Annotated in this window: 28 protein-coding genes; 20 read left to right on the forward strand and 8 right to left on the reverse strand. The window is 63.3% G+C overall.

Annotation, left to right across the window (positions count from 1 at the left end):
• The 6 genes from AC07VY_RS12275 to AC07VY_RS12300 all read left to right on the forward strand — a co-directional run bounded on the left by AC07VY_RS12275 (nucleotide 1) and on the right by AC07VY_RS12300 (nucleotide 4,493).
• A complete protein-coding gene (locus AC07VY_RS12275; protein ID WP_495097609.1) occupies nucleotides 1-705 on the forward strand; it encodes a glutathione S-transferase N-terminal domain-containing protein in 705 nt (234 codons plus the stop codon).
• A 128-nt stretch (nucleotides 706-833) separates the two neighbouring features.
• Entirely contained in the window at nucleotides 834-1,700 is an 867-nt protein-coding gene (locus tag AC07VY_RS12280; RefSeq protein WP_495074143.1) for a helix-turn-helix domain-containing protein, read from the forward strand.
• A 71-nt stretch (nucleotides 1,701-1,771) separates the two neighbouring features.
• The gene (locus AC07VY_RS12285; protein WP_495097608.1) at nucleotides 1,772-2,497 is read left to right on the forward strand and encodes an AzlC family ABC transporter permease; all 726 of its coding nucleotides are present in this window, start codon (nucleotides 1,772-1,774) and stop codon (nucleotides 2,495-2,497) included.
• The gene (locus AC07VY_RS12290) at nucleotides 2,494-2,817 is read left to right on the forward strand and encodes an AzlD domain-containing protein (RefSeq protein ID WP_495097607.1); all 324 of its coding nucleotides are present in this window, start codon (nucleotides 2,494-2,496) and stop codon (nucleotides 2,815-2,817) included. Before AC07VY_RS12285 ends, AC07VY_RS12290 begins: the two co-directional genes overlap by 4 nt.
• Before the next feature lie 208 nt (nucleotides 2,818-3,025).
• Nucleotides 3,026-3,871 (forward strand): transglutaminase-like domain-containing protein, encoded by an 846-nt coding sequence (locus AC07VY_RS12295; RefSeq protein WP_495097606.1) that lies wholly within the window; start codon nucleotides 3,026-3,028, stop codon nucleotides 3,869-3,871.
• Between the two features lie 121 nt (nucleotides 3,872-3,992).
• Nucleotides 3,993-4,493: a DUF1439 domain-containing protein gene (locus AC07VY_RS12300; RefSeq protein ID WP_495097605.1), complete on the forward strand. Its 501-nt coding sequence runs from the start codon at nucleotides 3,993-3,995 to the stop codon at nucleotides 4,491-4,493.
• A gap of 3 nt (nucleotides 4,494-4,496) precedes the next feature.
• On the opposite strand, the gene AC07VY_RS12305 is transcribed toward AC07VY_RS12300, so the two are convergent.
• Complete coding sequence (locus tag AC07VY_RS12305; protein ID WP_495097604.1) at nucleotides 4,497-5,165, reverse strand: glutathione S-transferase family protein; 669 nt, start codon at nucleotides 5,163-5,165, stop codon at nucleotides 4,497-4,499.
• 77 nt (nucleotides 5,166-5,242) lie between these two features.
• Here AC07VY_RS12305 and AC07VY_RS12310 point away from each other — a divergent pair, with 77 nt between their 5' ends.
• Nucleotides 5,243-6,127, forward strand: coding sequence for a LysR family transcriptional regulator (locus AC07VY_RS12310; protein WP_495097603.1), 885 nt, complete (start codon nucleotides 5,243-5,245; stop codon nucleotides 6,125-6,127).
• Between the two features lie 24 nt (nucleotides 6,128-6,151).
• Here AC07VY_RS12310 and AC07VY_RS12315 read toward each other — a convergent pair whose 3' ends face one another.
• Entirely contained in the window at nucleotides 6,152-6,418 is a 267-nt protein-coding gene (locus AC07VY_RS12315; RefSeq protein ID WP_495074136.1) for a hypothetical protein, read from the reverse strand.
• A gap of 217 nt (nucleotides 6,419-6,635) precedes the next feature.
• Between AC07VY_RS12315 and msrA the strand changes: the two genes are divergently transcribed.
• Nucleotides 6,636-7,373 (forward strand): peptide-methionine (S)-S-oxide reductase MsrA, encoded by a 738-nt coding sequence (gene msrA / locus AC07VY_RS12320; RefSeq protein WP_495097602.1) that lies wholly within the window; start codon nucleotides 6,636-6,638, stop codon nucleotides 7,371-7,373.
• A gap of 15 nt (nucleotides 7,374-7,388) precedes the next feature.
• On the opposite strand, the gene AC07VY_RS12325 is transcribed toward msrA, so the two are convergent.
• Nucleotides 7,389-8,348 (reverse strand): LysR family transcriptional regulator, encoded by a 960-nt coding sequence (locus AC07VY_RS12325; RefSeq protein WP_495097601.1) that lies wholly within the window; start codon nucleotides 8,346-8,348, stop codon nucleotides 7,389-7,391.
• Nucleotides 8,349-8,462: 114 nt separating this feature from the next.
• Here AC07VY_RS12325 and AC07VY_RS12330 point away from each other — a divergent pair, with 114 nt between their 5' ends.
• Nucleotides 8,463-9,314, forward strand: a complete 852-nt coding sequence (locus tag AC07VY_RS12330; RefSeq protein ID WP_495097600.1) for an oxidoreductase — start codon at nucleotides 8,463-8,465, stop codon at nucleotides 9,312-9,314.
• Between the two features lie 76 nt (nucleotides 9,315-9,390).
• Here AC07VY_RS12330 and AC07VY_RS12335 read toward each other — a convergent pair whose 3' ends face one another.
• Nucleotides 9,391-10,062: an NUDIX hydrolase gene (locus tag AC07VY_RS12335; RefSeq protein ID WP_495097599.1), complete on the reverse strand. Its 672-nt coding sequence runs from the start codon at nucleotides 10,060-10,062 to the stop codon at nucleotides 9,391-9,393.
• 112 nt (nucleotides 10,063-10,174) lie between these two features.
• Between AC07VY_RS12335 and AC07VY_RS12340 the strand changes: the two genes are divergently transcribed.
• From AC07VY_RS12340 to AC07VY_RS12355, 4 genes are read left to right on the forward strand one after another with little or no spacing between them, the layout of a single operon-like run.
• Complete coding sequence (locus tag AC07VY_RS12340) at nucleotides 10,175-10,990, forward strand: cysteine hydrolase family protein (protein ID WP_495097598.1); 816 nt, start codon at nucleotides 10,175-10,177, stop codon at nucleotides 10,988-10,990.
• Nucleotides 10,991-11,006: 16 nt separating this feature from the next.
• A complete protein-coding gene (gene pncB / locus AC07VY_RS12345; RefSeq protein ID WP_495097597.1) occupies nucleotides 11,007-12,224 on the forward strand; it encodes a nicotinate phosphoribosyltransferase in 1,218 nt (405 codons plus the stop codon).
• Nucleotides 12,225-12,242: 18 nt separating this feature from the next.
• Entirely contained in the window at nucleotides 12,243-13,952 is a 1,710-nt protein-coding gene (locus AC07VY_RS12350; protein ID WP_495097596.1) for an NAD+ synthase, read from the forward strand.
• A gap of 21 nt (nucleotides 13,953-13,973) precedes the next feature.
• Entirely contained in the window at nucleotides 13,974-15,002 is a 1,029-nt protein-coding gene (locus AC07VY_RS12355; RefSeq protein ID WP_495097595.1) for a bifunctional nicotinamide-nucleotide adenylyltransferase/Nudix hydroxylase, read from the forward strand.
• 40 nt (nucleotides 15,003-15,042) lie between these two features.
• On the opposite strand, the gene AC07VY_RS12360 is transcribed toward AC07VY_RS12355, so the two are convergent.
• Nucleotides 15,043-15,573, reverse strand: coding sequence for a GFA family protein (locus AC07VY_RS12360; protein WP_495097594.1), 531 nt, complete (start codon nucleotides 15,571-15,573; stop codon nucleotides 15,043-15,045).
• A 281-nt stretch (nucleotides 15,574-15,854) separates the two neighbouring features.
• Here AC07VY_RS12360 and AC07VY_RS12365 point away from each other — a divergent pair, with 281 nt between their 5' ends.
• From AC07VY_RS12365 to AC07VY_RS12375, 3 genes are all read left to right on the forward strand, one after another.
• Nucleotides 15,855-16,886 (forward strand): pirin family protein, encoded by a 1,032-nt coding sequence (locus AC07VY_RS12365; protein ID WP_495097593.1) that lies wholly within the window; start codon nucleotides 15,855-15,857, stop codon nucleotides 16,884-16,886.
• A gap of 66 nt (nucleotides 16,887-16,952) precedes the next feature.
• Nucleotides 16,953-18,248 (forward strand): MFS transporter, encoded by a 1,296-nt coding sequence (locus AC07VY_RS12370; RefSeq protein WP_495097592.1) that lies wholly within the window; start codon nucleotides 16,953-16,955, stop codon nucleotides 18,246-18,248.
• Between the two features lie 127 nt (nucleotides 18,249-18,375).
• Nucleotides 18,376-18,852, forward strand: coding sequence for an FKBP-type peptidyl-prolyl cis-trans isomerase (locus AC07VY_RS12375; RefSeq protein WP_495097591.1), 477 nt, complete (start codon nucleotides 18,376-18,378; stop codon nucleotides 18,850-18,852).
• Between the two features lie 135 nt (nucleotides 18,853-18,987).
• Here AC07VY_RS12375 and ctlX read toward each other — a convergent pair whose 3' ends face one another.
• Nucleotides 18,988-19,944 (reverse strand): citrulline utilization hydrolase CtlX, encoded by a 957-nt coding sequence (gene ctlX, locus AC07VY_RS12380; protein WP_495097590.1) that lies wholly within the window; start codon nucleotides 19,942-19,944, stop codon nucleotides 18,988-18,990.
• Between the two features lie 108 nt (nucleotides 19,945-20,052).
• Here ctlX and AC07VY_RS12385 point away from each other — a divergent pair, with 108 nt between their 5' ends.
• Genes AC07VY_RS12385 through slmA form a run of 3 tightly spaced genes read left to right on the forward strand, consistent with a single transcriptional unit; the run spans nucleotide 20,053 to nucleotide 22,052 of the window.
• Nucleotides 20,053-20,475: an Lrp/AsnC family transcriptional regulator gene (locus tag AC07VY_RS12385; protein WP_495074127.1), complete on the forward strand. Its 423-nt coding sequence runs from the start codon at nucleotides 20,053-20,055 to the stop codon at nucleotides 20,473-20,475.
• Nucleotides 20,476-20,533: 58 nt separating this feature from the next.
• Nucleotides 20,534-21,418, forward strand: coding sequence for an acetylglutamate kinase (argB, locus tag AC07VY_RS12390; protein WP_495074126.1), 885 nt, complete (start codon nucleotides 20,534-20,536; stop codon nucleotides 21,416-21,418).
• Nucleotides 21,419-21,425: 7 nt separating this feature from the next.
• On the forward strand, nucleotides 21,426-22,052 hold the full coding sequence (gene slmA / locus AC07VY_RS12395) for a nucleoid occlusion factor SlmA (protein WP_495097589.1): 627 nt from the start codon (nucleotides 21,426-21,428) through the stop codon (nucleotides 22,050-22,052).
• A gap of 14 nt (nucleotides 22,053-22,066) precedes the next feature.
• Here slmA and AC07VY_RS12400 read toward each other — a convergent pair whose 3' ends face one another.
• Complete coding sequence (locus tag AC07VY_RS12400) at nucleotides 22,067-22,795, reverse strand: substrate-binding periplasmic protein (RefSeq protein WP_495097588.1); 729 nt, start codon at nucleotides 22,793-22,795, stop codon at nucleotides 22,067-22,069.
• On the reverse strand, nucleotides 22,761-22,928 hold the full coding sequence (locus AC07VY_RS12405) for a hypothetical protein (RefSeq protein ID WP_495097587.1): 168 nt from the start codon (nucleotides 22,926-22,928) through the stop codon (nucleotides 22,761-22,763). The genes AC07VY_RS12400 and AC07VY_RS12405 overlap by 35 nt, the downstream gene beginning before the upstream one ends.
• A gap of 443 nt (nucleotides 22,929-23,371) precedes the next feature.
• Here AC07VY_RS12405 and AC07VY_RS12410 point away from each other — a divergent pair, with 443 nt between their 5' ends.
• Nucleotides 23,372-25,783 carry a bifunctional diguanylate cyclase/phosphodiesterase gene (locus tag AC07VY_RS12410; protein WP_495097586.1) on the forward strand — a complete coding sequence of 804 codons (2,412 nt, stop codon included), beginning with the start codon at nucleotides 23,372-23,374 and terminating at the stop codon, nucleotides 25,781-25,783.
• Nucleotides 25,784-25,787 lie beyond the last annotated feature (4 nt).

Raw genomic sequence — 25,787 nt, forward strand, 5'->3', positions numbered from 1 at the left:
ATGACCGATCTCTCCGCCTTCCCCATCACCCGCAAATGGCCCGCCCAGCACCCGGAGCGGCTGCAGTTGTATTCGCTGCCCACGCCCAACGGCGTGAAGGTGTCCATTGCGCTGGAGGAAATCGGCCTGCCGTACGAGGTGCACCTGGTGAGCTTCGAGAAGAACGACCAGATGTCGCCAGAATTTTTGTCGCTGAACCCGAACAACAAGATCCCCGCCATCCTGGACCCGAATGGGCCCGGCGGCCAGCCGCTGGCGCTGTTTGAGTCGGGCGCCATCCTGATTTACCTGGCCGACAAGACCGGCCAGCTGGTCCCGCAAGACGCGGCACGGCGCTACGAATGCATCCAATGGCTGATGTTCCAGATGGGCGGCATCGGCCCCATGTTTGGCCAGGTTGGCTTCTTCCACAAGTTCGCCGGCAAGGACTATGAAGACAAGCGCCCGCGCGACCGCTACCTGGCCGAGAGCAAGCGTCTGCTGGCCGTGCTGGACCAGCGGCTGCAGGGCCGCAGCTGGATCATGGGCGACGACTACAGCATTGCCGACATCGCCATCCTGCCCTGGGTGCGTAACCTGGTGGGCTTTTATGGCGCGGGCGACCTGGTGGGTTTCTCCGACTTTGCCAATGTGCAGCGCGTGCTGGCCGCCTTTGTGGACCGCCCCGCCGTGGCCAAGGGCTTGAACATTCCCCCGCGCGGTTAAGACCGCCGTTTCTTTTGCTCCTGTTTGTATAGCTGCTGGCGCAGGTATTGCCTGCGCTGGAGGCTTTTCTTGCGGGTTCATAGCCCAGTCGCTTGCCGGCCCCGGCCGCCCGCGTTATGGTTGCCGCCATGTCCGATTTGCTGTTGCCTACCCCTGGTCCGCGTTCTGCCGTCGCCCGTGCCGGACGCGATGCCGCGCGGTTGTGGCGTAGCCCTTTGCTGCCGAATATCGAGTTGCTGACCGCCGAGTACTACGCCCAGAAATTCGCGCCACACTGGCACGAGGGCTTCTCCATCCCGGTGATACAGACCGGTGCCCAGAGCTACCGCTACCGTGGCGCACTGTGTGTGGCCGGCGTGGGTAGCATTGCGGCCATCAACCCCGGCGAGATCCATACCGGCGAACGGGCCACCGCCAACGGCTGGACCTATCGAGCGTTCTACCCATCGCTTGACTGGATGCAAGGCCTGGCCAACGACGTGGCGGGGCGTCCGGTCGGCGTGCCCTGGCTGCCGGACGGTGCTATTCACGATGCCGGCTTGGCCGGCCTGCTCAGCCAAGCCCATCGGCTGCTGGACGCCGGCAGCGACGCGCTGGCCGCAGAGTCGGCGCTGACCAATGCCTTTGCCCTGATGCTGGTACGCCATGCGCGCAACCGGGTCTCGGTGCAGACCCTGCACGCCGATGCGCAACGGGTGGCGCGCATGAAGGCCAGACTGGTGGAAGACCTGGCCGAGGCCCTGCCTTTATCGGCGCTGGCTGCCGAGGTGGGTTTGTCGCCGTTCTACGCCAGCCGTCTGTTCTCGCGCACCGTCGGCATGCCGCCGCACGCATGGCGCAACCAGATGCGGCTGAACCGCGCCCAGGGCCTGCTGCGCCAGGGCCTGTCGGTTACCGAAGTGGCGGCGGCCCAGGGCTTTAGCGACCAAAGCCATTTCACCCGGCATTTCAAACGCGCCTTCGGCGTCGCGCCAGGACGCTGGCAGTACAGCTAGCGCAAGAACGTACAAGCGCCGCGCCGGCGCCCTGTCTAGGATGTTGTTCTGCCCAAACAACAGGAACCCTTATGGCTTTGACTTCCGCGCGCGCCAGCTGGCTGGCCGGTGCCCGCGACACCTTTCCCATGCTGGTCGGCGCCGCGCCGTTTGGCGTTATTTTTGGTGCGCTGGTGGCCAGCGCGCCGCTGGCGTCCTGGCAGGGGCAGTTGATGTCGCTCAGCGTGTTTGCCGGCTCCAGCCAGTTCATCGCGGTGGGGCTGATGGCCGGTGCGGCCGGAGCCCTGGTGGTCTGGCTGGCCACGGCCATCGTCAACCTGCGCCACCTGCTGTACGCGGCGGCGCTGCTGCCGTATGTGCGTCATCTGCCGGTGCGCTGGCGCTGGCTGCTGGGCTTTTTGCTGACCGACGAGAGCTTTGCGGTGGTGGAGCGCTATTACCGCCAGCATCCGCAGGCGCCCAACGGACATTGGTACTTTCTGGGCTCGGGCCTGGCCATGTATGCCAACTGGCAGGCCTGGACGCTGCTGGGCCTGGTGTTCGGCGCGGCGTTTCCGCAGTTGCAACGCCTGGGACTGGACTTTGCAATGGTGGTCACCTTCATCGCCATCGTGGTTCCGCAGCTGCGCCGCTGGCCGCATCTGCTGGCGGCCGCGGCGGCGGGCGGCGTGGCCTATCTGCTGAAAGACCTGCCGTTCAAGCTGGGCCTGCTGGTGGCGGTGCTGGTAGGTGTAGCCGTAGGCCTGCTGCTGAGTCAGACGGGGGCTGAAGCCCCGGCCGAAGGGCGGGCCGCATGAGTGCCAGCCTTACCATACTCGGCATGGCGCTGATTACTTTGCTGATCAAGGCGCTGGTCTTTGTGTTGGGCGACCGGGTGGCCTTTTCGCCACGGCTGCGACAGGCCCTGGGCTTTGTGCCGGTGACGGTGCTGACCGCCATCATCGTGCCTATGGTGCTGGCGCCGCACGGCCAGGGCCTGGAGCTGCACTGGCGTAACCCGCAGCTGGTGGCTGCCGGCTTTGCGACGGCGTTGTGCGTCTGGACGCAGCGCCCGCTGCTGACCATCATGGCCGGTTTGGCGTTGTTTTTTGCTTGGCAGTACGGCTTGAGCGTTTGAGTTCGTAGCTCGTTGCTCTTGAAAGATAACTCTCAATGCTGGTGTTTACTGCGTCAGTAACGGATGTGGCTTGGGTGGTGTAGGACATGTCCCACGTGGCTGCGGGCGTCTGGCTGCTGGGGGCTGGGGGCATGTGGGCGCACACTGGTCGCTGGCGAGTTCGAACGGGTCGAGGTCGTGCACACGCTCTTTATGACCAGGCAGCCCTATGCATATCCAGATCGGGTTCGATATCGAACTCTCCATCACCGCGCCCATGGCGTTCATCTACCTGCTGCACGTGCACCCCTCGCGCAGCGGCGATTTGTGGGCTCCGGAGCAGATCCAGGTGGGGCCTGGCCTGGTGCCGGAAGAGTATTTCGACGCCTTTGGCAATTTGTGCGGCCGGGTGAATGCGCCGGCTGGCATGGGCCAGGTGCGCTTCAGCAGCCGGGCCGTGGTGCGCGACCATGGCCTGCCCGACGAGATCAACCTGGGCGTCTGGCAGCACGACCCTACCGAGCTGCCCACCGCCACCCTGCAGTTCCTGCTGCCTAGCCGCTACTGCGAGGTGGACAGCGAGCTGCTGCAGTTCGCCTGGAACCAGTTTGGCCAGACGCCGCTGGGCTGGGCCCGGGTGCAGGCGATTTGCGACTTTGTGCACAACCACATCCGCTTTGACTACATGGCTGCCCGCGCCACCCGCACCGCGGTGGAGGGCTTCCGCGAAGGTACCGGCGTGTGCCGCGACTACACGCATCTGGCCATCACCCTGTGCCGCTGCATGAACATTCCGGCGCGCTACTGCACTGGCTACCTGGGCGACATCGGCATACCACCGGTGCCGTACCCGATGGACTTCAGCGCCTGGTTCGAGGTCTACCTGGGCGACCGCTGGTACACCTTCGACGCACGCCACAACACGCCGCGCATCGGCCGCGTGGTCATGGCGCGTGGCCGCGACGCAGGCGACGTGCCCATCACCATGGCTTTCGGCGAGAACACCCTGAACCGTTTCGACGTGACCACCTATGAGGTGGATGAGTGGGGCAACCCGGTGGAGAACATGCTGTAACCTGGCCTTTGGAACTTTGGTCTGCCGTGCGGACCAGAGTGAGACTAGGAGGCATATGCAACGTAGACATTGCTTGATAGCCAGCGCTAGATGGGCGCTTCTGGGGGTGGGCATTTGGACCGTGGACACAGCACGGGCGCAGCCCAGCTACACCGTGTCTGCCCAGGTGCTGCAGCAAACGCTGGCCCAGCGCTTTCCGCTGCGCTACCCGGTGCAGGGTCTGCTGAACCTGGACGTACAAACCCCGCGCCTGCGCCTGCTGCCCGCGCAGAACCGGCTGAGCGCCGCCATGCAACTAGAGGCCGCCGGCCCGGTACTGGGTCGCAGCTACAGCGGCAGCTTCGATGTGGACTTTGCGCTGCGCTACGAGGCCAGCGACCAGACCATACGCGCCTACCAGCTGCACTTTCAGAACCTGCAGTTTCCCGAGCTGCCGCCGGAGTTGCAGGTGATGCTCAGCAGCATGGGCCCTGCGCTGGCCAAGCAGTCCCTGCAGGAGGTGGTGCTGCATACCCTGCGCCCGCAAGACCTGGCCTTGGCCGACACTATGGGTCTGCAGCCGGGCAGCATTATCGTGACGGACAAGGGGCTGGTGATCGGCTTTGTGAACAAGCCGGCCTGATCTTTAAACCAGAGCCGGCGCGGCCAGGCGCTGCGCCAGCGCGGAGGGGCGCTGGCTTAAAAACCGGCGTAGCAGCTCGGGGTAGTTGCCGCCCACGGCACCTATGACAGATGGTCGGGCGGCCAGGGCCTGGCGCCAGGCGCGCAGCTTGGGTGTAGCGGCAAAAAAGCCGAAGTCGCCCAGGCCGTCGAACACATCGAAGTAGCGGAATACCGGGCCGAAGACCGCATCCACCATCGAAAAGCGCTGGCCTGCAAAGTAGGGGCCGTCCTGCAAGGCCACTTCCAGCTGCGCCGACTGGGCGCGCAGTTCTGCGGCCTTGCGCTCCAGTGCAGCGTCGTCAGGCGCGTTGTAGAAGCCGGCAACGGTGTTCAGCATGGCCGAGCCGAACTCCATCCAGGCGCGGTGGCGTGCGCGCTGCAGCGCGTCTTCGGGGTGCAGCCGGGGCGTGAGCGTGTCCTCCAGGTATTCGCAGATCACGGCCGACTCGAAGATGGCCTGGCCGTCCACCTGCAGCACCGGCGCCTTGCCCAGCGGCGAGATCTGCAAAAACCAGTCGGGCTTGTGGGCCAGGTCGATGTGGATGCGTTCAAAGGACTGGTTTTTCTCTGCCAGCACGATGGCGGCGCGTTGCACATAGGGGCAGAGTGGGTGGCTGATAAGTGTGGGCATGGCGTGGGCGTGTTGCGTGGAGATGCCCAGACTGTAGGATTGCACCAGCACAATGAAAATAGGTAATTCTGCAAACCATGCATGCAAAAACGCAATACAAGCTGAGTGCTGCCGATGTGGAAACCGTGCTGGCCCTGGTGCGTGCCGGCACCCTGGCGGGGGCCGGTGAACGGCTGGCGCTGGATGCGTCCACCGTGTTCCGCAGCGTCCAGCGCCTGGAGAAGGGCCTGGGCCAGCGCCTGTTTGCGCGCTCGCGCACCGGCTATTTGCCGTTGGAACTGGCGCAGGAGCTGGCCAGCCGTGGCGAGCAGATGGAGGCCCAGCTGGAGGCCGCGCGGTCCGCTGCACAGGCCTTGCCCGAACAGGTCGCGGGCATGGTGCGCATCACCAGCACCGACACCATCTTGCATGCGCTGGTGGCGCCGGCCTTGCAGGCTTTGCACACCCAGCACCCGTTGCTGGCCTATGAGCTGCATGCGGGCAATGAACTGGCCAGCCTGACGCGGCGTGACGCCGACATCGCGGTGCGCGCCACCCAGCGGCCGCCGCCGCATCTGGTGGGCAAGCACATAGGCCCCATCCGCGTGGCGCTGTTCGCTGGTTTGCACAGCGGTATTGAACGGTTCGATGCCGAGACGGCCGCCCAAGCCCGTTGGGTGGCGCCCGATGAAGGGCTGCCTGATCACCCGTCTGTGCTCTGGCGCAAAAAGCATTACCCCAAGGTGGCGCCTGCGTACCGGGTCAACAGCATCCTGACCGTGGCCGAGCTGGTCGCCCAAGGTCTGGGCATAGGTGTGCTGCCGCTATTTCTGGCGCAGCGCCGCAATGACCTGTGCCAGCTCAGCGAGCCGCTGGACGAAGCCCAGACTGAACTCTGGCTACTAACGCACACCGAGTCCCGCCACCTGCGGCGGGTGCATGCGGTGTACAGCCATTTGGCACAGCACCTGGCGCTGGTGTAGCGCTGCGGCGCTAAGGGCTCGGGTTTACTTCTTCATGGCATCGGTTGCCATGCCGTCCTTCATCATGGTGTCGTCTTTCTTCATCATGTCGTCCTTCTTCATGGTGTCCTTTTTCGCCATGGCGTGCTTTTTGGTCATGGGCTTCTTCATGTGATCTTTCTGCATCATGCTGTCCTGGGCCATGCCGTCCTTTTTCATCATGTCGTCTTTTTTCATGGTGTCTTCGGCCATGGCGCCGGCGGTGGCCATCAGCAGGCAGGCGGAGATCAGGGTGGCGGAGAATTTGTTCATGGTGGTTCCTGTTGTGGGCTAAGGCAGGCGCTGCAGCGGAGTGCGGCAGCTGTCTGTAAGCTTTAGTCCGGTGGGGGCCGCAAACCTTACACACCGGCAAGATTTATTTGTGCGCCAGGGCCGGGTGTAAGGATCTGGCACCTGGGCCGACCAAGAGGCAATGAACCTTGTGAACCTTGCACTCCGCAGCGACTCAGACCGCCACAAAGGACTTGCCATGCCACGTACCGCCCCCGCCCCATCCCGCCCCGCCATCCCCAAGACGCTGCTGCTGTTGATCGCCGGCGCGCTGCTGCTGGCCATCGTCTACCTGAGCCCGAACGCTGCGGCCGAAAAGGCGGTCAGCATTCCACCGCCCTCGGCCCAGGCGCTGGCGGGCGTGCCGCCGGCCAGCCAGGCGAGTGAGACCGTGGTGTTCGCCGGTGGCTGTTTCTGGGGAATCCAGGCGGTGTTCCAGCACACCAACGGCGTGCTGGAGGCGGTGTCCGGCTATGCCGGCGGCAAGCAGTCGGATGCGCACTACGAGACCGTCAGCGGTGGTGGCACCGGCCATGCGGAAGCGGTGCAAGTGCGCTTCGACCCCCAGCAGGTCAGCTACGCGCAGCTGCTGCAAATCTATTTCTCGGTAGCCCATGACCCAACCCAGCTGAACCGCCAGTACCCGGACGTGGGCACGCAGTACCGCTCGGCGCTGTTCTACACCAGCCCCGCCCAGAAGGCCGTGGCCGAGCGCTACATCGCCGAGCTGGATGCCGCCAAGGTCTTCCCCAGCAAGATCGTGACCCAGCTCAGTCCGCTGCAGGGCTTTTACCCGGCAGAGAAGTACCACCAGAACTACGCCACCCTGCACCCCACGGCGTCCTATATCGCGCAGTTCGATCTGCCCAAGATTGCCAACCTGAAGAGCCTGCTGCCAGCGGTGTACCGCGAGCAGCCCGTGCTGGTGGCGAATTGACGCCTGCGTATGCGCTCAGCCGGCCCGTCGCCGTGGCTTTTTGGCCGGGATCAGCTCGTGTGGCTGCAGCACGAACTGCGGGTTGCCCACCAGCCGCTCCACCGCCAGGTCGATGAAGGCGCGCACCCGTGCCGGTTGGGCTGTGCGGCTGCCGTAGTACACATACAGGCCCAGGTGGTCGGCCACGTGGGCGGTGAGTAAGGGCACTAGTTGCCCGGCGCGTACCAGCGGCGCGGCCGTTGTGCCGACCAGCTGGCCAATCGCGTGGCCTGCCAGCACGGCGCGGGCTTCCAGCTCCACATCGTTGCAGATCAGGGTCGAGGCGATGTTGCGGGCCACGATTTCCTCGCCTATCTTGAATTCCCAGGGCATCGGCTTACCTGTGCTGGCATGGCGAAAGCTGCTGCAACGGTGCTGTGCCAGCGCGTCGATGCTGGTGGGCGCGCCATGCTGGGCGATGTAGGCGGGGGCTGCGCAGACCACCAACTGCAAGGACAGCAGCCGCCGAGAGATGCTGCCCTCGGGTGGCTGGCCGGCCCTGAAGCCGACGTCGACCCGGTCTTCCACCCAGTTGCTGAGGCGGTCGTCCATCTGCACATCGGGCTCGATCTGCGGATGGCGGCGGCAATATTCTTCCAGCACCGGCCACAGCACCTCCAGCATGATGGAGCGCGGCGCCACGATGCGCAGCGGCCCGGCGATCTCTTCGCGGCCCCGGCGCGCTCCGTGCAGCGCGCGCTGCAGGGTGGACAGGCCGGGCTGGGCGGCCTGCAGAAACTGCGCACCTTCTTCGGTCAGGCTCAGGCTGCGCGTGGTGCGGTGGAACAGGCGTACGCCCAGATGCTGCTCCAGCTGCACCAGGGCCTGGCTGGCGGCCTGCGGGCTGATGCCTTGCGCCGCGGCCGCCTGGCGCAGGCTGCCGAGTTCGGCGGCTTTGACGAAGGTGGCAACTGCGCGCAGCTCGTTGATGGCCATGGGGTTCTACATTGTCATGAATTTCTTGATTATGAAGCCAGCGATTGCCAGCTATTCAGATGCGGATGCAAAAACTACATTGCCCTACCGCAACATTGATTCAAGGACGTCACCATGACAAGCAACACTTCTTTCCCCCGCATCTGGATGGTCACCGGCGCATCGCGCGGCATAGGCGCGCGCATCACCGAGGCCGCGCTGGCCCAGGGTGACGCCGTGGTCGCCACAGCCCGCGACGCGGCGGCGCTGCAACAGCGCTTCGGCCACAACGACACGCTGTTGGCCCTGCCGCTGGACGTGACCGACGAAGCCCAGGCCGCGCGCGCCGTGGCGGCCGCGCTGGACCGCTTTGGCCGCATCGACGTGCTGGTCAACAACGCCGGCTACGGCCTGCTGGGTGCGGTGGAAGAAGCCAGCGCCGACGAGGTGCGCCGCTTGTATGAGACCAATGTATTTGGCCTGCTGAACGTGACGCGCGCCGTGCTGCCCGCCATGCGCGCGCGCCGCCAGGGCCATGTCATCAACATCTCGTCGCTGGGCGGCTACCAGTCGGCGGCAGGCTTTGGCCTGTACTGCTCGACCAAGTTCGCGGTCGAAGGCCTGACCGAAGCCCTGTATGCCGAGCTGGCGCCGCTGGGCATCCACGTGACGGCGGTGCAACCGGGCTACTTCCGCACCGACTTTCTGGATGCCGTATCGCTGGCCGTGTCGCCGCGCATCCTGGACGACTACGCCGCCAGCGCCGGCCAGGTGCGCGTGGCCGCCACGCAGATCAACCACCAGCAGCCCGGCGACCCGCTGCGGCTGGCCCAGGCGCTGCTGGCCTTGGTGGCATCGCCGACCCCGCCGCTGCGCCTGCCCTTGGGCACCGACACGCTGCAGACCATTGCCGACAAGCATGCGTTCGTAGAGCGCGAAACCGCGCAGTGGCAAGCCTTGGCAGCTTCCACCGATTTCCCGCAGTAAAGCTGAGTCTATTTGCTATATAAATAATAGCTTATAGCGCATGTAGAAGCTGCGCTAGAGCATGTTTTTATGCTTCCTACAAGCCCCGTTCCCGCACCGACAGCGTGTGCTTGAAACGTTTGGCCACGCGGTACAGCTGGGCGGGGCGGTTGCGGCCACTGGCGCGGGTGGCGCCGGGGATTTCTTCCAGAACCTCCAGGTCTTCCAGCTTGCGCCGGAAGTTGGCCATGTTGAGCTTGTCGCCCAGCACCGCCTGGTACACCGCGTGCAGCTCCGTGATGGTGAACTGGTCCGGGCACAGGTATACCGGCAGCGACGAATAGCTGGCCTTGCTGCGCACCCGCGCCACCACGCCCGCAATGATGGCGGCATGGTCGAACGGCAGGTTGGGCAGGGCCGCCACGGGGAACAGGGCTACGCTGGGCGGCAACAGCGGGGCTGGCACCAGCGCGTAGTAGATAACCGAAAGCGACCAGCCACGCGGGTCGCGTGCCGGGCCGGACATGGTGCCAAACTCCTCCAGGTAGGGGCTGGTGACACCGGTTTTCTGCAGCAGCACCCGCGCGGCAGCGGCCTTGGCCGAGTCGTCTTCGTCCACACGCACATAGCCGCCGGGCAAAGCCCATTGGTCCTGAAAAGGAGGCGTGTCGCGCTTGAACAGGGCAGCGTGCAAAGCGCCGTCGGCCAGCGTGAGCAGGACGGCATCTACCGTCAGTATGGGCGATACGGGGATGGTTGCGGATTGCATAGGTTCAGCGCATCTTACAACTAAGCAATTTCACTTGGTTCCAAGAGAGTTAATTGCTAAATGAATTTAAGTGTGTAGAATGGGCTTGTCGACCTTAACCAGGACCCCCGCCATGCACACGCAACTCCTCACCATCGACCCGCAAAACGACTTTTGCGACATCCCGCAAGCAGCCCTGCCGGTGGCGGGTGCCAACGCCGACATGCAGCGCCTGGCCGCTTTTGTGCGCGACAACCGGGCGCGCATCCACGGCATTACGGTGACGCTGGATTCGCACCCCAGCGTGGCGGTGGAGCGCACCACCTTCTGGCGCACCGGCCAGGGCGAGGCGGTGGCGCCGTTCAGCTTCATCACCGCTGCCGACGTGCAGAACGGCGCCTTTGTGCCGCGTGATTCCACATACACCCCCGCCGTGTTGGCGATGCTGGCGCAGCTCGCCGCCAAGGGCCGCCCCGGCCTGGTGGTGTGGCCGGTGCACTGTGTGACGGGCACCTGGGGCCACAACATCCACGGCGCGCTGGCCGAGCAGCTGCAGGCCTGGGAATTTGCACAGCAGCGGGCGGTGCGCAAGGTGCTCAAGGGCGAGTACCCGCTGACCGAGCACTTTGGCGTGTTCGAGGCCGATGCGCCGGTGGCCGGCGTGGCGTCCACCCAGTTCAACACCGCGCTGGCCGCCGCCGTGACGCAGGGCGTTGACCTGTTGCTGCTGGCGGGCGAGGCGTCCAGCCACTGCGTGGCGGCCAGTTACGACCAACTCGCGGGCTACCTGGCCCAGCAGCCCGGCCCGGCGCCGCGCATCGTGTTGCTCAGCGACTGCATGAGTCCGGTGACCGGCTTCGAGGCCGACGCGGCTGCGTTCTTTGAACGGGCCCGGGCGGCGGGCGCCGAGATATTGCGTGCCGACGAGGCCCAGGCCTTGCTCGCCTAATTTTCAGAAAGTCACCATGACCACGACCACCTTCCAACCCGTTATCCACAGCCTGCTGGAAACCGACCTCTACAAGTTCACCATGTGGCAGCCCATGCTGCACTCCATGCCGACCAACCAGGCCGAGTACCGCTTTGTCTGCCGCAGCACGCCGGCCTTTGCGCTGGCCCAACTGAAGGCCGAGGTTGATGCGCAGCTGGACGCCTTGTGCGCGCTGCGCTTCACGGTGGACGAGCTGGCCTATCTGGCTGGGCTGCGCTACATCAAGTCCGACTTCATCGACTTCCTGCGGCTGTTCCAGTTTCAGCGCCAGTACATCCAGGCCGAGGTGCAGGGTGAGCAGCTGGTGATTGTGGCCAAGGGGCCGCAGGTGCACACCATGGGCTTCGAGATTCATGTGCTGGCCATCGTCAACGAGCTGTACTTCCGCCGCCTGGCCCAAGGCGCCGAGCGCGAAGCCGCGCTGGACCAGGGCCGCCAACGCCTGCAGGCCAAGATCGCCACGCTGCGTGACTATGAAGCCACCGGCCCGGCACGCCAGCACCCGTTCGAGTTTTTTGACTTTGGCGTGCGCCGGCGTTTTTCGGGCGCCTGGCAGGAGGAGGTGGTCGGCACGCTGGCCCGCGAGGTGCCGCAGTTCTTCAAAGGCACCTCCAACGTCTACCTGGCCAGGAAGTTTGGCCTGGTGCCCATCGGCACCATGGCGCATGAGTATTTGCAGACCTTCCAGGCCGTGGGCGTGCAGCTCAAGGGTTTTCAAAAAGCCGCACTGGAAGCCTGGGTGCAGGAATACCGCGGCGATCTGGGTGTAGCGCTGACCGACGTGGTGGGCATGGACGCCTTCCTGGCCGACTTCGACCTGTACTTCGCCAAGCTGTTCGACGGCCTGCGCCACGACAGCGGCGACCCGGTGGTGTGGGGCGAAAAAGCCCTGGCCCACTACGCCAAGCTCAAGCTGGACGCGCACGCCAAGCGCCTGGTGTTCTCGGATGGCCTAGACGTGCCTACCGCCCTTCGCTTGCACAGCCATTTTGCCGACCGCATACAAACCGGCTTTGGCATCGGCACCAACCTGACCAACGACACTGGCTTGAAGCCGCTGAACATCGTGATGAAGCTGGTGTCGTGCAACGGCCAGCCCACGGCCAAGCTGTCGGACTCTCCGGGCAAAACCCTGTGCGACGATGAGACCTTTCTGGCCTATCTGCGCCAGGTGTTTTCTCAGAAAAATTAAATGAACGGAGGACCGGCCATGCTGCGCATCACCAGTGCCCAAATCAACCCGACCATCGGCGACATCGACGGCAACATCGCCCTGATGCTGCGCGCGGCCCGGCAGGCCCATGCCGAGAGCGCGCACCTGGTGGTGTTCCCCGAGCTGAGCCTGACCGCCTATTACCCCGGCGACCTGCTGGACGACGCGCATTTCCAGGCGCGGGTCGAGGCCGGCCTGGCCCAGCTGCTGCACGCCACCCTGTCCACACCCCAGCTGCTGTGGGTAGTGGGCGTGCCGGTGCGCCGCGATGGGGTGGGCAAGCGTTATCTGAACGCGCTGCTGGTGCTGCGCGACGGCGCCATCGTGCTGCAGTACGCCAAGCAGTTGCTGCCCACCTACAACATCTTCGACGAACGCCGCCATTTCGAGCCCGGCCCCGACGCCGCCCGTGTGCTGCGGGTGGGGCACATGCAGGTCGGCTTCATGGTCTGCGAAGACGGCTGGAACGACGCGGGCCAGGACTACGGCGTCAACCCCTTTCTGCGCCTGGCCGACGCCGCGCCGGACGTGGTGCTGTCCATTAACGCCAGCCCCAGCAACGTGGGCAAGCGCGAGGAGCGCCATGCCATCTTCAGCCAGGCCTGCGCGCGCCACAAGCTGCCGCTGCTGTATGTGAACCAGATCGGCGGGCATGACCAGTTGGTGTACGACGGCGCCTCGTTCGCGGTGGACGCGCAGGGCGCCATCGTGTTCGAAGCGCCGCGCTTTACCGAGGACGTGCGCACCCTCAGTTTCGATGCCAGCACGCAGACCTTCAGCGACGCCAACGGCCAGGCGCTGCCCGCCGTGCCGCGCGATGGCCTGCCCACCATGGAGTTTTACCGCCAGCAAATCGTGCTGGGCCTGAAGGACTACGCGCGCCGCTGCGGCTTCACCCAAGCCGTGGTGGGCTGCTCCGGTGGCATCGATTCGGCTCTGACCCTGGTATTGGCGGTGGAAGCCCTGGGCACGCAGAACGTGGTGGGCATCACCATGCCGTCGCGCTTCTCCAGCGAGGGCAGTGTGTCGGACTCGGTAACGCTGTGCCGCAACCTGGACATCCAGCTGGTGGAGCACCCCATCAAGGCCATCGTGCAGTCTTTCGAGGGCGGCTTTGCGCAGGCCTTTGGGCAGCCGCTGCAAGGCCTGGCGCTGGAGAACCTGCAAGCCCGGGTGCGCGGCACCACGCTGATGGAATACTCCAACAGCTTCGGCCACCTGCTGCTGACCACCGGCAACAAGTCCGAGGTGTCGGTGGGTTACTGCACGCTGTACGGCGACACCAACGGCGGCCTGGGCCTGATCGGCGACCTGTACAAAACCGAGGTGTTCGCGCTGTGCCGCCACATCAACGCGATGGCCGGGCGCGAGCTGATCCCCGTCGCCATCATCGACAAGCCGCCGTCCGCCGAGCTGGCCCCCGGCCAGAAAGATACCGACAGCCTGCCGCCCTACGAGGTGCTGGACGAAATCCTGAAGCATCTGGTCGAAGGCCACCGCTTGCCAGCATGGGAGCGTGAGCGTTCCGATGCCGAAGTGGCTGCGCTGCGTGCCACACCGGCGGGCGCGGCGTTGATCGCCCGCATCCAGAAAATGATTGCCCGCAACGAATACAAGCGCCGCCAGGCCCCGCCCGTGCTGCGCGTGCGCGGTCGGGCCTTTGGCAGCGGGCGGCAGATGCCCATTGCCGCCGTCCATTACGCTTGATCACCTGAGCAGAAAGAACCCATGCAAGACACCCCAAAAGTTAAAACCAGCATCATCGTCGGCCGCTGGCAGTTGTTCCACAAAGGGCACGAAACCCTGCTCAACGCCGCGCTGGAGATCGCCGAGCAGGTGATCGTTGTCATCGGCTCTGCCTACCGGTCGCGCGATGCGCGCAACCCCTTTACCTGGCAGGAGCGGCAGGCGATGTTGCAGTCGGTTCTTTCTCCGGCAGACCTGCCCCGCGTGCAGTTTTTGCCGGTGCGCGACTACTTCGACGATGAGCGCTGGAACGCTGCCGTGCGTGCCGGCGTGCAGCAGCTAACGCAGGGGCAGGGCGGTGTGACCCTGGTGGGCTTCAAAAAGGACCACACCACCTATTACTTGGACAGCTTCCCTAGCTGGTCTTCCCACGCCGTCCAGCCGCAATACGAGCTGGATGCCACTTCCCTGCGCAATGTGTTCTTTGAAGGCGACGACCCGGATGCGCGCCTGGCCGTGCTGGCCCCGCACGTCAGCCCGCCGGTACTGGCCTATCTGCAGGCCTGGGCGCGCCTGCCGGTGTATGCCGAGCGGGTGCGCGAACACCAGGCGGTGGCCGCCTACCGTAAGCGCTGGACGGCCGACGCCTATCTGACCGCCGATGCCGTGCTGGTCGCCAGCCAGCATGTGCTGCTGGTGCGCCGGGGCGGTGCCATGGGCCATGGCCAATGGGCGTTGCCGGGCGGATTTGTAGACAAGAACGAGCGCTTCTACGCCGCCAGTTTGCGCGAACTGGAGGAGGAAACCGGCTTCAAAACCCTGGCTTCCACCATGCGCCACGCTTTGAAGGGCAGCCAGGTATTCGACCACCCCTTGCGCAGTCCACGCGGCCGGTTGATTACCAACGCTTTCCATTTCGATCTGGGTGATATTCGCCTGCCCGAGGTGCAGGGTGCCGACGACGCGCTACTGGCCCAGTGGGTGCCGCTGGCCGATTTGCCGGGGCTGGAAGACCAGCTGTTTGAAGACCACGCGGTCATTCTGGACCGCTTTGTGGGCTTGTTTGTTTGAAAGTTATTTGCTATAAAAACACTAGCTATCGGCGTAGGTATTAATTGCGCTGGCGCTTATTTTTAGTTGGTATTTTGGGCGCTGGCGCGCCCGATGACAGTCCCCGCTGCGCATGCCATTCGGCCAGCGAAAAGTCGGGGTAGCCGCCAAAGCGTGGGTCGCCCTTGTGGCCTTCGACCTGCACCCACGGGGCCTTGGAGTCCAGCAGGCAGTGCACGTTCTCGGGCGGCGTCGGCAGCGGCGTGTCGATGGCGCCGGCATGCGGGTGCACCAGGTCCGGCCATTGCGGGTCCCACAACCACAGGGCGGTGCCGCAGCGGCTGCAAAAGTGGCGTTGCCCGCTGCTGTGGTGCACGTCGTCGCCTTCGCGGATGTCGGCCTGGTACACCCGCAAATGCCGTTTGCCAGTGACTTTCAAGGTGCGGTGGTCGGCGCCCAGGTTGATGGCATAGCCACCGCTGCCGGCCGTCTTGCGGCAGATGCTGCAGTAGCAGCGCATAAAGGGCACGGGCTCGTGGGATTCGACCGAAAACTTGACCTTGCCGCAGTGGCAGGAGCCTTCCAGATGCATGCTGTGTCCTAGGGTTTCAATTCACCCAGCAAGGTGGGGATCAGCTTCGCCACCGTGGGGTGGTTGTGCATGGTGTGCATGGCCTGCCGCAGTACCGGGTAGTGCGCCTCGGCGACCATCATGTTCATCGCTAGCCGCCGCCCAGGCTAGGGTCTGAAAGTCAGTGTATCGTTGGATATGTCTCCCTGCCGTCGGCCGGGTCTTGGCCTGCATGCCGTAGCTGGCGGTTGAAGTGGCGGCCTGCGCCTCCATGTATACCTTTTGAAGAAGGAACGTCTGCCATGTCCGCCCCCTCCGCTGTCTTGAACGTTCAGCCCCTCGGTTTTCCGTGGCCGACGATGGATCCGTTTCTGTTCTGCGTCTACCACGATGACGCTTATCCGCAGGCGAATGGCGAACTGGGCCCTGCTGCATCGCTGGCGGGTCGTGCTATCGGGCAGGACTTCAGCCGCAAGGACGGCTGGAGCATGTACCACGGCGAGTCCGTACCTGGCTTTCCGCCACACCCGCACCGCGGTTTCGAGACCGTGACCATTGTGCGCAAAGGTCTGGTGGACCACGCGGATTCGTTGGGTGCCAGTGCCCGTTATGGCGCGGGTGATGTCCAGTGGCTGACCACCGGTCGCGGCATCGTGCATGCCGAGATGTTTCCGCTGCTCGACCAGAGCCAGCCGAATCCGCTGGAGCTGTTCCAGATCTGGCTGAACCTGCCCGCGCGCAACAAAATGGTGGAGCCCCACTTCACCATGTTCTGGCAGCATGAAGTGCCGCGGCAGACCTTTTCCGATGCGCAAGGGTTGGCCACCGATGTGCGTGTCACCGCCGGCCAGTTGGGCGATGTGACGCCCCTGGCGCCGCCCCCAGGGTCCTTCGCTGCGCAGGCGGATGCGGATGTAGCCATCTGGACCATCACCATGGCGCCCGGCGCGCGCTGGACGCTGCCCGCCGCCAGCGGCGCGCAGACCCAGCGCAGACTGTATTTCTTCAAGGGTGCATCGGTGCAACTGGCTGGCCAGGCCGTATCCAGCCAAACCGCCGTCACGCTGGATGCTTCGCAGCCAGTGGAGCTGGTCAACGGCCCCGAGCTGGCTGAATTTCTGCTGCTGCAAGGCCGACCGCTGGGCGAGCCGGTGGCGCAGTACGGCCCCTTCGTGATGAACACCCATGCCGAGATCGAGCAGGCCATGGCCGACTACCGCCGCACCCAGTTTGGCGGCTGGCCCTGGGGCGATGCGGAGCCGGTACACGGGCAGGACCCGGCGCGTTTCACCCAGATGCTGGGCGGCGAGAAGCAGTTGCCACCCACTGCCTAGCGACCGCCCCCGGGGGATGTGGCATGGAAATCGCTCTGTGTCCAGGCCACTAACCCAAGGAGCCCTATGCAGGCGAACGTCCCCCAGAAGACCATCTACAAAGTTATTGCTGCCGCATCTATCGGCAATTTTGTAGAGTGGTTTGATTTCGCGGTCTATGGCTTTTTGGCCACCGCCATTTCCCAGCAGTTTTTCCCGGGGGACGATCCGCAGGCCGGCTTGCTCAAGACCTTCGTGGTGTTCGCCGTGGCGTTTGCCTTCCGCCCCCTGGGCGGCGTGGTGTTCGGCATGCTGGGCGACCGTATCGGCCGCAAGCGCACGCTGGCCTTGACCATTTTGCTCATGGCCGCCGCCACCACGGCGATTGGCTTCCTGCCCAACTACGCGGCCATTGGCGTGGCGGCGCCTCTGGCCCTGACGCTGGCGCGTTGCGTGCAGGGCTTCTCGGCCGGCGGCGAATACGCCGGTGCCTGTGCCTATGTGATGGAGCATGCGCCGCGCGGCCAGCGTGCCCGTTATGCCAGCTTCTTGCCGGTGTCTACTTTCTCGGCCTTCGCCAGCGCGGCGGTGGTGGCCTATGCCCTGGGTGTGTGGCTGGGGCCACAGGCCATGGCCGACTGGGGCTGGCGGCTGCCGTTCATCCTGTCCGCGCCGCTGGGGCTGATTGGCCTGTACCTGCGCACCAAGCTGGCGGAGACGCCGGCCTTCCAGGCGGTGGCGGAAGAGGACCATGGCGCGCAGCATGCCTCGCTGCGCGAAACCTTTGGCAGCCACGGCCTGCGCATTCTGTGGTTGAGCTTGTTTATCGCCGTGACGGCGCTGTCCTTCTACACCTTCACGACCTATTTCTCGACCTATGTGCAGGTGGTGGGCCAACTGAGCCGCAACCAGGCGCTGCTGGTGGGCGTATGTGGCTTGCTGGTGGCGATTGCGCTGTGCCCGCTGGCGGGGCGTTACAGCGACCATGTGGGGCGCAAGCGCACGATGTACACCGTGTGTGTGTTGGCGATTGTGTGTGCCTACCCCTCGTTCCAGCTGGCCAAGTCGGGCAGTGTGCCGCTGGCTCTGCTGGGCGCGGCTTTGCAGGCCTTGGCGGCCGTGCTGTCGGGCGTGGTGACGGCGGTGCTGCTGTCCGAGCTGTTCCCCACGCGCATCCGCTACACCGCCTCGGCCATCAGCTACAACCTGGCCTACACCGTGTTTGGCGGTACGGCGCCGCTGATGGCCACCTACCTGATCGAGCGCACCGGCAACCACCTGGCACCGGCCTTCTATCTGATGCTGATCGCCGTACTGGCGCTGCTGGGCGCCTCGCGCCTGCCCGAGACAGCCCAGGTGGACCTGGCTGATGTGTGCTCCTGAATCGATAGCTGCCAGCGCAGGTATTGATTGCGCTGGCGGCTGTTTTTATAGAGGCGGAAATGGCCGACCCCAGCCTGCGCGAAAATAGGCTGCACCTGTCCTATTTCCGCCCCTGGCGGCTTCCAGCATGAAAATCGAAAAAAACACCGCCGTCACTCTGCGCTACAAGGTAGCCGACGCCAAGGGCAAGCTCATCGAAGCACCCAAGGACCCCATGGTCTACCTGCACGGCGGCTACAACAACACCCTGCCCAAGATCGAAGAAGCCCTGGAAGGCCGCGTGGCCGGCTACCAGGTCACCTTGAACCTGCAACCGGAAGACGCCTTCGGTGTGCGCGACGAGTCGCTGGTGCGCAGCATCCCCAAGAGTGAATTCCCACCCGGCGTGAAGGTCGGCGGCCAGCTCAAGGGCCGTACCGACGACGGCCGCGAGCACATCTACAACGTGGTCAAGATCAAGGGCCCCGAGGTGCTGCTGGACGGCAACCACGCCCTGGCCGGCCAAGCCCTGCAGTTCACCGTGACGGTGGTCAGCGTGCGTGCCGCGTCGGACGAAGAGGTGGCGCACCAGCACGTACACGGCGAGCACGGCCACCACCACTGATTTCGCTCCCAGTTCAACCCGATATGTCCTCCCAAGGCGCTGGCAGCGCTTTGGGACAAGCTTCGCCTGATCGTGGCAAACCACTGCCTGCGGCTTCGCGCCTAATCTCGGATTGAACTGGAAACGAAATAGCGCCTATCCCTGCCGCGGGGATAGGTGGATGCCTGCAATCATGCAGCGCACCGATCCCCCGGCCATCTCTATCGTCGGCACGGCCAGCGGCAGCAGGCGGGCCGACTTTTCGATAACCGCTTTCTGCGCGGTTGTCAGGCTGTTGCAGGCACGCTGCGATAGCGCCAACACCCGGCCGCCACGACCAGATAGTTCGATGGCATTGCCGGCAAATTCGGCAATCTGCGCTGTGCTGAGGGCAATCACCTCGCGGCCCGACTCCTCCAGCCGCGCCCGCACCTGGGCTGCCCGCTGCATGTCAGGGATCATGTCCATGCCCACCAACGCGAAATCCGTGGCCACGCACATCAGCACGTTGGTGTGGTAAATCGGCTTGCCCGTCGCATCGGCGGTGTCGAACAGCATGGGCTCGAAGTTGAAATGGGTGCTGAAGCGCTCCAGCAGCACCGGGTCGGCCCGGTGTGAGCGCGCGGTGTAGGCCACGCGGGCCAGGTGGTCGAACACCATGGCGCCCGTGCCTTCCAGAAATAGGTTGTCCTGCTCCAGACCAGAGTAGTCGATCACGTCCTGCACGCGGTACTGCGTTTTCAGCATCTCGATCACGTCGCTGCGCCGTTCGCGGCGGCGGCTGGGCGAGTACATGGCATAGATGGCGATGTGCCCGCCGGGGTGGGTGGAGAACCAGTTGTTGGGGAACACCGCGTCCGGTGTGTCGCGTTCGCCCGTGTCTTCGAACAGGTGCACGCGCACACCCGCAGCCTCCAGCTGGGCCACCGCTTCACTGACTTCGCGGTAGGCGGCTGCGGCAATGCTGTGCGCGGCCTCTTGGGCGGCCGGGCTCTGGAAGGCGTTGTCGGCGGCAGTTTCGGGGTTGGGGGTGAAGCGGTGCGGTCGGACCATGACGACGGCGCAGGGCGCCTGGATGGAGACCGTGCGGGAAGGGGGGGTAGGTGTGTGCATGGCGGTATTTTTCCGCTCGGGGGCGCCAAAATGAAGCATGCAACTTGGCAAGTCTTACGGTAAACCTTACATTTAGCCCATCAATATGAGCAATATGGCTAGTTTTAAGTGGACGATACCGACCGCCAACTGATCGCGCTGCTGCGCGACGACGCCCGCATGCCGGTGGTGGCCATCGCCAAAAAGCTGCGCCTGGCGCGTGCCACGGTGCAAAACCGCATCGCCAAGCTGGAGGCCGATGGCACCATCGTCGGCTATTCGGTGCGGCTGCGGCCCGAGGTGGAGGCGCACCGCATCCGCGCCAGCATGGGCATTGCGGTGGACGGCCCGCATGGCGAGGAGGTGCGCCGTACGCTGCGCGGCCATCCCAACGTGGTGACCCTGCACACCACCAACGGCCGCTGGGACCTGATCGCCGAGCTGCGCGCCGACACGCTGGAGGCGTTTGACAAGGTGCTCAACACCATACGCACCATTCCCGGCATTTCCAACACCGAGACCAGCATCCTGCTGTCGACCCACAAGCTGTAAAACTGCCACGGCAGCCTTATATGATTCAGCCTTAGCCTTTATTTGGGAAACCCGCTCCATGTCTACCCCGATTGCCCCCCGCGACAAAGCCGAAATCCTGGCCCAGGCCCTGCCATACATACGCAAGTACCACGGCAAGACCATGGTCATCAAATACGGCGGCAACGCCATGACTGAGCCGGCGCTGCAAAAAGCCTTTGCCGAAGACGTGGTGCTGCTCAAGCTGGTCGGCATCAACCCGGTGGTGGTGCACGGCGGTGGCCCGCAGATCGAGTCGGCGCTGGGCCGCTTGGGCAAGAAGGGCCAGTTCATCCAGGGCATGCGCGTCACCGACGAAGAAACCATGGAAGTGGTCGAATGGGTGCTGGCCGGCCAGGTGCAGCAGGACATCGTGGGCCTGATCAACCAGGCCGGCGGCAAGGCCGTGGGCCTGACCGGCCGCGACGGCGCCATGATCCGTGCCAAGAAGCTGCGCATGGCCGACAACGCCGATCCCAGCATCGAGCATGACATCGGCCAGGTGGGTGATATCGAGAGCATCGACGCCAGCGTGGTCAAGTCGCTGCAAGACGACGCCTTCATCCCCGTGGTCAGCCCCATCGGTTTTGGTGTGGACAACGAAAGCTACAACATCAACGCCGACGTGGTGGCCGGCAAGCTGGCCATCCAGCTGCAGGCTGAAAAGCTGCTGATGCTGAGTAACATCCCTGGCGTGCTGAACAAGGCCGGTGCGCTGCTGACCGACCTGACCGCTACCGACATCGACGGCCTGTTCGCTGACGGCACCCTGTCGGGCGGTATGCTGCCCAAGATTGCCGGCGCGCTGGACGCGGCCAAGAGCGGCGTGAAGGCCGTGCACATCATCGACGGCCGTGTGCCGCATGCGCTGTTGCTGGAAATCCTGGGCGACCAGGCCTTTGGCACCATGATTCGTTCCAACTAAAGCCCGCATGGCCGAAGACACCGAGCTGGTAGAGACCAGCGCACCGCGCAAGCGCCCCAAGCCGGGCGAGCGCCGGGTGCAGATTCTGCAGACCCTGGCCAGCATGCTGCAGCAGCCGGGTGCCGAGCGCATCACTACCGCCGCTCTGGCCGCTCGCCTGGAGGTGAGCGAGGCCGCTCTTTACCGGCACTTCGCCAGCAAGGCGCAGATGTTCGAGGGCCTGATTGAGTTCATCGAGCAGTCGGTGTTCTCGCTGGTCAACCAGATCATGGCGAACGACGACGGCAACGGCCTGCGCCAGGCCAGCCGCATTGTCTCGGTGCTGCTGCAGTTTGGCGAGAAGAACCCCGGCATGACCCGGGTGATGGTGGGCGACGCCCTGGTGTTCGAGAACGAACGCCTGCAGCAGCGCATGAACCTGTTCTTCGACAAGATAGAAGCCACCTTGCGCCAGTGCCTGCGTACGGCCAGCGCCGGCAGCGACACCCCCACGGTGGACGCCCAGGTGCGGGCATCGGTGCTGACCTCTTTCGCCGCCGGGCGGCTGCAGCGCTTTGCGCGGTCTGGGTTTACCAGGTTGCCGACCGAACACCTGGAAGGTAGTTTGCGGAGTTTGCTGGCGGCTGCGGGCTAGACCGCGATGGGCGCTTAGTTCAAGTATTTGGTGTAAATGGCATCGAAGGACTTGTCCTTCTTCATGGATGCCAGTGCCTTGTCAAATTCGGCGCTGATTTTCGCGTAGTCGCGCTTCTTGTTGAAAGCCAGGTAACTGGGAATGGACTCAACGGCGGGGCTTAACTCCTTGATCTTGCCGATGGAGCCCGCCTGTTTTGCGGCATCCAGAAATACCGCCCGGTAACTGGGTGCAAAATCAATTCTCTTGGCGGCAAGCATGGCAACGAGGCTGTCAACGCTGCTGGTATAGGTGATGTTCTGCCAAGTCCCATTCTTGACCAGCTTATCGATATCCGGACCGTAGCTTGTGTCGCGAATGATGCCCGCTCTGAGGTGCGATAACTCGGCTAAATTGCCAGTAAATTGAATATCCGAATCTGTATGGATAAAAAGGACTTCGATTTGCGTGATGACCGGGTTCTCGGTGTAGGCAAGAAACGCCTCTCGCTCAGGCAGTCTGAAAACCGAGAATATGCCATCCACATTGCCCTCGCGTACTTCGGCCAAGCAACGTGCCCATGGCATTAACTGGATTTTTACGGAGTGGCCAGAGCGTCGGAAGGCTTCGGTCACCACATCCACCAGAATACCCGTCGGCTTGCCGTCCACGATGTAGGCTGTAGGACGGCTGTCGGCTGCAACCAATACCAAGTCTTCAGCATAAACACTATTTGAAGCCTTGGTTATGACGAGTATGACCAATAGCCAAATTCTCAATGAGTGAAAGAGCGAAACTCGCTTGTTGTTTATCACTCTTGAGTTTCTCTGGAATATGGGTTGGGGTTATTGCCGCAACGGCGAATACTAAAGCGCCGATGGTTTTCGATGTCGCCATCTAAAACTCTTGGAAATCCTCCATGAGGGGACCTGGCGGTCTCGTCACTTTCAGCGTAGCACATTTGGATTTACTTCGTCATCCTTAGACGGGTTTCAACTTTCTGCTTGAAGTTGTTCGAGCGTCTGCGGAAGCATCTGACCCGATAGTGACAATTTTTCAGGGGCCGTGGACTCCGTCCTGTCGATGTCCAAACCCAGACTTCTTACCAGAAGACGGCTCAAATTTCAGTAACTACGTGTGTCTGCAGTAATGCTGCTGGACGTACACTCTGGCTGAACAACTGCCGGTACTTGCGAAGGGAGTCATGAGTTTGGCAAGACGAACGCGGCCCTGGTTTTAAGGTCGCTCAGGCGCTTGGATCGTGGGCACGTTCTGAGGCCTTCCCGCGGACGTGAGCGACGAGAGCATCTTTGATGCAATGCCCAACAGCTGGAGTGCTGATGACACTTGCCGACGTTTTTAAATTGAATTTTTTCAATAAGGCGCTGATTCGTAACAACGGCATCGCGCGCAGGATCATGTTGGCCGTGGTCTTGTTCAGCTCCGCCGTCACCGCAGTCATCACCGCGGTGGAGCTCTACCTGGACTATCGAGGGGACATACGCGGCATCAATGAGCGGGTGGAGTCGATTCGCAAGGTGTATCTGCCCACTTTGGTGGAAAGCGTCTGGGTGCTGGAGCCCACCCAGATTCAGAACCACCTCAACGGCCTGCTGAACCTAGGCGACATTGAGTATCTGAGTATCGTCTCCAACGGCAAGACCCAGTGGTACGCTGGCGCCCGTACCTCCAAGCGCCAGATGGAAACGGTCTTTCCCTTGAATCGCCTCAACTTTGGGGAGAGCGTGCTCATTGGCGAGCTGCATGTGGTTGCCAGTGTGGACAACGTGGTGGCGCGGTTGTGGTCCAAATTTATCGTCATGCTGGTGAGCAACGCCATCAAGACCTTTTTGGTCACCGCCTTTGTTTTGTTGATCTTTCAGGCTTTGGTGGGGCAGCATCTGGAACATATTGCCGGCTATCTGCTGCAGTTTTCCAGGAATGTATCCAGTGAGCAGCCATTGCTGCTCAACCGCCGGGATGGTGGCCGTTGGCGCCCCGACGCTCTCGACCACGTGGCGAACGCCGTCAATCGGATGCGTAATGAGATCAAGCGCTCTGGCGCCGCGCTCAAAGCCAGTAATGAACGGCTGGAGTCGATGGTGAAAAACTCGCCGCTGGCCATCTACACCTGTGACTGCAACAACCTTGTGATCAGCTGGAACCCGGCCGCACAGAGAATGTTTGGCTGGACTGCCGAAGAGGCCATTGGCCATAAGGTACTCTTCATCCCAAAGGACAAGCTGCAGGAGTACGACAGCATTGTTTCCAGGTTACGCAATGGGGAGTCGCTTAACCAGGTCGAGTTGGTTCGGCAGCGCCGCGACGGCTCTGTCATTCACATCAGCTTGTCCACCGCGCCCTTGTTCACTGAGAGCGGGCAACCCGATGCCAATATATTTCTTGTGGCTGACATCACCCAGCGCAAATTGGCAGAGCAGCAGATTCAGTTCCAGGCTTTCCACGATGTACTGACCGGTCTGCCCAATCGTCTGCTGCTACAAGATCGTTTCGAGCAGGCAAAGGCCCGAGCGAGCCGGACAAACTGGCGCGTGATGCTGCTGTTTCTGGATCTGGACAACTTCAAAAGCATCAACGACACGCTGGGCCACGATAGCGGCGACGCGTTTCTTAAACAGATTGCCACTCGCCTGAGCGCCGGCATGCGCGAAACCGACACCATCAGCCGGCTGGGCGGTGATGAGTTCCTCATTCTTTTGCCGGACCTGACCCAGGCGGAAGATGCAGCGCCAATTCTGGCGAAGCTTATGGAGCAGATGCAACTACCCTTCTTTGCTGAAGGCCAGGAAATATCGACTTCGGTGTCCATGGGGGTGGCCATCTTTCCCGAAGATGGCACGAGCTTTGAAAGCCTGCTCAAGAAGGCCGACATGGCCATGTACAAAGCCAAGAGTGATGGGCGCAACACCTACCGTTATTTTGACGATGCGATGGACGTGGAGGCGATCGAGCACCAGTTCATCCGCAACGGTCTACGGCGCGCGCTGGAGCGCAACGAATTCGTTTTGCATTACCAGCCCCAGATCGATCTGGCCAGCGGCGCGATCATCGGGGTCGAGGCCCTGATCCGGTGGAACCATCCCCAGCTCGGCATGGTGTCGCCTGCGCGTTTCATACCGGTGTCCGAAGAAAGCGGTCTGATCGTTCCGATTGGTGACTGGGTCTTGCGAGAAGCCTGCCGCCAGGCCATGGCTTGGCAGCGGGACGGACTGCCTGAACTGTGCATGGCGGTGAACCTCTCGGCAGTGCAGTTCAAACGCGGTAGCGTGGAGCAGTCGGTGATCCATGCGCTGGAAGACAGCCGGCTGAACCCCGCTCTGCTGGAGCTGGAGCTGACCGAGTCGATCCTGATCCAGAATGTGGAAAGCGTGCTGGACTGCGTCAAGCGCCTGAAGCTGCTGGGTGTGAAGCTGTCGATCGACGATTTCGGTACCGGCTATTCCAGCCTGTCGTACTTGAAGCGTTTTGACATCGACAAGCTCAAGATCGACCAGTCCTTCGTGCGCGATTTAGGTACTGACCCCGATGACGCCGCTATCGTGCGCGCCATCATCCAGATGGCCCGCAGCCTGAATTTGCGCACCATCGCCGAAGGCGTTGAAACCGCCGACATGCTGCACCAGCTACGCGTCTTCGGTTGCGACGAGGCACAGGGTTATTACTTTGCGCGACCGATGTCGGCGGATGAAGTCACCAGCTATCTGCACAAGGCGAAGACGGCTGAAGTTTGACCTG

The sequence above is a fragment of the Rhodoferax sp. GW821-FHT02C08 genome, assembly GCF_059421805.1.